The following is a 3,929-nucleotide window of genomic DNA, read 5'->3' as shown; positions in this document are numbered from 1 at the left end:
TGGGGTGAAGGGCACGGCAATCTGCAACTTGGGATAATAGCGCCCGCCCGCATTCTGATAGGCATGCGCCCAATTGTGATCAAAGACATACTCGCCCTGACTATGCCCCTTGGCGTAAAGCGGCGCCGCCGCGATCAGCTCGGATCCGGCGTGTGCCGTCAGATATTGCGGCTGCCAGCCAGTGCCCGGCCCGACAGAGCCGCTGTCCTCAAGCGCCTTTAGAAATCGATAGGTGGTAAAGGGATCAGATGGCCGCATCCCTTCCGGGCAGGCGCAGGCATCCCATGCGCCAGGGTCGATATCAGCCAGCGACTGATGCAGTTGAATTTCAATGGGTTCGCTCATCTCTGCCCCTCATCCCATATTTGGCGCAGCGGCGTCGATGTTCAAGCGGGGATCTTGGCAAGATATTGTTCAAAGGTGATGTTTGCCGCCACCTTGCGAGCTTCGTCTTCAAGGCTTTGCGATGTGACGGTCCAACACAGAATGTCAGCGCCTTCGGATTTCAGGTCAGCCACACGCGCGCGCGACAGATCATCAACCTCGTGGCTGATGAAACTGGCACCCACCCGGTCAAAATCCGGGATGCCTCGCAGGTGGTCGCACACGGACATGGGCAAGGTTGGCCAACGGTCATAGATATAGCTGCTGGTTGTGATGCCCCGCGGGATCTGCGGACAAAGAGTTGCCATTTCAGCCACGCTGTGCGGATTAAAGGACATCACCGCTACAGGCCCCTGATAGGCGTTCAGGGCCGCAACCGCCGCGCTCTCTAGCGCGCCGATGTTCGGCCCCATCTGACCATCCTGATCTTTCAATTCGATCAATAGCGGCACCCGACCACGCACCAGCTCCAGTACCTCTGGCAAGGTCGGAATGCCCTCATCGCCGCCGATCAACGCGATGTCGGCAAGTTCTGACGCTGATTTCTGGCGCACAGCACCTTTGGCGTGGGCCAGCCGTTGCAGGCCATAGTCGTGAAACACCATGGCTTGATTGTCGCTGGACAATTGCAGGTCAATTTCGATGCCATAGCCTGCATCAATCGCCGCAGAAATGGCGGCCCGGCTGTTTTCCGGGCGGCCATCAGTAACATCATGCAGCGCACGATGCGCCAGAGGTGTTGTCAGAAACTCGGGCGCTAGTTTTGGGGTCATTTGATCTGAAAGATGCCTTCGATCTCGACGGCCACGCCAAATGGCAGCGACGCAGCGGAGACGGCTGATCTGGAATGACGACCTGCGTCGCCCAGCGCCTCGGCCAGAAAATCTGAGGCGCCATTCACCACTTTGGGCTGATCGCCAAAATCACCGGTCGAGTTCACAAAGCCCGTCAGTTTCACAACGCGCACCAGACGATCCAGATCGCCACCACAGGCCGCTTTGACCTGCGCCAGCAGCGAAATTGCGCATGTTTTCGCGGCCGCAGCGCCCGCGTCCACGTCCATGTCATCGCCAAGCTTGCCGGTGATAAACCCATCCGCATTTGCAGAGATCTGACCCGAGACATACAGTGTGTCGCCAACCTGAACATAGGGGACATAGTTTGCCGCCGGTGCAGGCGCATCCGGCAGTGTCACGCCCATTTCGGCCAGCTTGTTTTCAAAACCACTCATCGGCTTTCCTTTTTTGACTCTGGCAGCACTCTAGGGCTGCGCCAAGCCCATGAGAAGCGCAATTTCGAGGGATGTTCAAGCCTCTCGAAACGCCTTGCGCGCATAGTCTGTGAACGGGGCCAAAAGATAGCTTAGCACGCTGCGTGCTTGGGTGGTGAAATAGGCTGTCACGGGCATCCCAAGTTGCGCTGACTGCGCGAATTGGCTGTCTTGGTCGGGCAAGGTGATTTCCACATCAAAATACCCCCGACCAGAGGCCTCATCGACCAGTACATCTGGTGAAATGCGGTCCACCCAGCCCTCCTGCCACAGATCTTCGCCTAGCCCGTTCAGATGCAAGCGCACGGCTTGGCGGGGAAAAACATGGGCGATGTCCTGCGGTGAAATTCGCACTCGTGCGCGCAATCCGGTGCCCACCGGCACGATCGCCATTGCCGGATCCGCAGGGCGCAGCACCGTAGTCGCCGTCGCGACCCTCAGATCATGCACCTTCCCGGCGAATGGCGCGCGCAGGTGCAAGCCATCTTGTTTGGCCGCAAGCTCGTCAAGTGATGTGCGCAGCTGGCTGATGTCTTGGTCCAGCTGATCCAGTGCCTGCCAAGCGTCCGCGCGGCGCGCCGACACTTGGCGCTCAAGGTCCAGATCGATTTCAACCATCTGTCCTGACATCGCAGTTTTATCTGCCTTCACCGCGGCCAGTTCGCCCTCAAGCGCCGAGATCTGCGACCGCATCGGCAAAAGCGTGGCCGCGGGCGCGACGCCTTTCGCAACCAGCGTGGACTGGTCCTGCAAGTCTTGTCGGCGCAGGGACAACTGGGTTTCAAGAGCCCGCGCCTGTGCACCTGCGGCTTTGATCTGTGCCGCTATCGTGCGCTGCCTTTGACGAAGCTGGGCTGTGAGGCTGGCCAGATTGCGCTGTGTCGCGGTCAACAGGTCGATCTGGGTATCTCTGAGTGTGTCAGGAATGTCCATCTGGCCAAAAGGCGTCGAGACTTGTTCGAAACCTATGGTCGCTTCGCCCGCGGCCAATGCCCTTAATCGGGCGCGTCGCGCGTGTCGGTCCAACAGGTTTTGCACAAGCGCCTTTTGCTGGTGCGGCAACGCAGGATCAGCCAGCACAAGCACCACATCGCCCGCGGCCACGTTTTGCCCGGGCGTCACAGAGAGCCGCTTGACGGGCCCACCTTTAGGATGCTGCACCCAATGGGTTGACTGCCCCAATGCCACTCGCCCCTGCGCAACAACCGCGCCTTGGATTGATGTGAATGCCGCCAGTCCGCCAAAGCCGAGCGTCAGGCAAATTAGCGTCGCAATCCCCAAGTGCATCGCGCGGCGTCCTGTTATGGCGGCTTTCATGACACAAGATCCAAGGGCGCCTGCTGCCCGTCTGCGGCGCGTGGCGCGAGGAACCGAGCGAGCACAGAATCCCGAGGCCCCAGCGCGCGACAGCGCCCCTGATCCAGCCAAAGCAACTTTGACACATGCGTGAGTGCAGTCGGATGTTGTGCCGTGAAGACCGTGACAAGACCTGCTTTTGACCGCCTTTCCAGCAAGGCGTTCAACACCTGTGCCCCCTCTGGCGGTTGCGCCGCATATGGGTCGTCTAACAGCAGAACCGAGGGGGGATCATAGAGGGCTTGGGCAAATTGCAACCGGTCCTGTACCGCCTTGGGCCATGCGGCAAACGCCTCTTTTATGTCGGTCATCGCACCCTCTTTCAGCCTTGCGATGTCGGCCGAAATGCCTGCATGAATTGCCGCCCGCTCAAAATCTGAAACGCGTGTATTTTCCTGAAATCCCACTAGGTTTTGCGCAACCGAGCCTGTGAACACCTTTGGACCGCCGGCCAGAAGCATTACATCCTGCGCAACCCGGTCCGGATCTTCTGTATTTCCATGCGATGCCAAGGTTTTCAGTAGCTCTGATTTCCCAGCGCCCGAGGCCCCAATCACGCCCAGCACCTCTCCGGCCTCCAGGGTCAGATCGAAAGGCGCCAATGCGGGTTGGCCTGCCTGCACGAGGCTTATGGACTTCATAGAAAGGCCAGACCTGTGTGATCTCGACGTGAAATCAACATCCGCCTCAACGCATTTCTTGGGCATGTCGGCCAGCACGCGCCACCCTTTGCGCGCTTCAACCACGATCGGCCAGTGCGCCGCAAGAACATCAACGGGGCCCATTGCACGCACCAACAGAATGGTCGCGGCCACCATCGCCCCCGCGGACAGCGCATCCTGAAGCACCAGAACAGCGCCCAACCCAAGCATGGCCGATTGCAAGCACAGCTTCCAAGTCCGCTGTGCCGCATCAAAGG

General features: G+C 59.4%; 5 protein-coding genes. All 5 read right to left on the bottom strand.

What is annotated here, in order from left to right:
- On the bottom strand, positions 1-345 hold a 345-nt coding region (locus ACEQWH_RS14090; RefSeq protein ID WP_370231870.1), incomplete at its 3' end, for a peptidogalycan biosysnthesis protein.
- Between the two features lie 41 nt (positions 346-386).
- Entirely contained in the window at positions 387-1,157 is a 771-nt protein-coding gene (locus ACEQWH_RS14085; protein WP_370231868.1) for a glycerophosphodiester phosphodiesterase family protein, read from the bottom strand.
- Positions 1,154-1,615 carry a RidA family protein gene (locus ACEQWH_RS14080; RefSeq protein ID WP_370231866.1) on the bottom strand — a complete coding sequence of 154 codons (462 nt, stop codon included), beginning with the start codon at positions 1,613-1,615 and terminating at the stop codon, positions 1,154-1,156. Before ACEQWH_RS14080 ends, ACEQWH_RS14085 begins: the two co-directional genes overlap by 4 nt.
- Before the next feature lie 75 nt (positions 1,616-1,690).
- Positions 1,691-2,971 carry an HlyD family type I secretion periplasmic adaptor subunit gene (locus ACEQWH_RS14075; protein ID WP_370231865.1) on the bottom strand — a complete coding sequence of 427 codons (1,281 nt, stop codon included), beginning with the start codon at positions 2,969-2,971 and terminating at the stop codon, positions 1,691-1,693.
- On the bottom strand, positions 2,968-3,929 hold a 962-nt coding region (locus tag ACEQWH_RS14070; protein WP_370231863.1), incomplete at its 5' end, for an ATP-binding cassette domain-containing protein. The genes ACEQWH_RS14075 and ACEQWH_RS14070, both read right to left, overlap by 4 nt.

This window comes from Cognatishimia sp. (assembly GCF_964229375.1).
GTDB lineage: Bacteria > Pseudomonadota > Alphaproteobacteria > Rhodobacterales > Rhodobacteraceae > Cognatishimia.
Note: the sequence above shows the minus strand (reverse complement) of the source record. Positions and strands in the feature narration are given on the sequence as shown.

Coding starts and splice junctions, on each gene's coding strand:
- ACEQWH_RS14085 (WP_370231868.1), bottom strand. CDS start 1,157: ATGACCCCAAAACTAGCGCCCGAGTTTCTGACAACACCTCTGGCGCAT.
- ACEQWH_RS14075 (WP_370231865.1), bottom strand. CDS start 2,971: ATGAAAGCCGCCATAACAGGACGCCGCGCGATGCACTTGGGGATTGCG.
- ACEQWH_RS14080 (WP_370231866.1), bottom strand. CDS start 1,615: ATGAGTGGTTTTGAAAACAAGCTGGCCGAAATGGGCGTGACACTGCCG.